This window comes from Pseudomonas sp. P5_B2, from assembly GCF_056400445.1.
On the sequence record NZ_JBFULH010001291.1, the window covers coordinates 1 to 750 of the forward strand.

Annotated in this window: 1 protein-coding gene; it reads left to right on the plus strand. The window is 58.9% G+C overall.

Annotated features, from left to right (window positions below):
- Positions 1-66: 66 nt before the first annotated feature.
- Positions 67-750: peptidase U32 family protein (locus tag AC1DRJ_RS30810; protein ID WP_477805437.1), on the plus strand; the 684-nt coding region annotated here is incomplete at its 3' end.

Here is a 750-nt window from a genome sequence, read left to right on the forward strand (position 1 = left end):
CCCACGTGCCCATCAGTCGTTTGGCCGTTACAATGCGCACCTCGACCGTGACAAGCCAGATAAAAAATGTCTCTGCCCAAACATCACCTGGAACTGCTCAGCCCCGCCCGCGACGTGAACATCGCTCGCGAGGCCATCCTGCATGGTGCCGACGCTGTGTACATCGGTGGCCCGAGCTTTGGTGCTCGCCATAACGCCTGCAACGAAGTCAGCGATATCGCTCAACTTGTGGAGTTCGCCCGTCGTTACCACGCCCGGGTGTTCACCACGATCAACACGATTCTGCATGACAACGAACTGGAGCCGGCCCGCCAGCTGATCCACCAGTTGTACGATGCTGGCGTCGACGCGCTGATCGTTCAGGATCTGGGCGTGATGGAACTGGATATTCCGCCGATCGAGTTGCACGCCAGCACCCAGACCGACATTCGGACCCTGGCACGGGCAAAGTTCCTTGACCAGGCGGGCTTCTCCCAACTGGTGCTGGCCCGCGAGCTGAACCTGCAAGAAATTCGCGCCATCGCCGACGAGACCGATGCGGCGATCGAATTCTTCATCCACGGTGCGTTGTGTGTGGCGTTCTCCGGGCAGTGCAATATTTCCCATGCACAGAACGGTCGTAGCGCCAACCGTGGCGATTGCTCCCAGGCCTGTCGTTTGCCTTATACCCTCAAGGACGACCAGGGCCGCGTAGTCGCCTACGAAAAACACCTGCTGTCGATGAAAGACAACAATCAGAGCGCCAACATC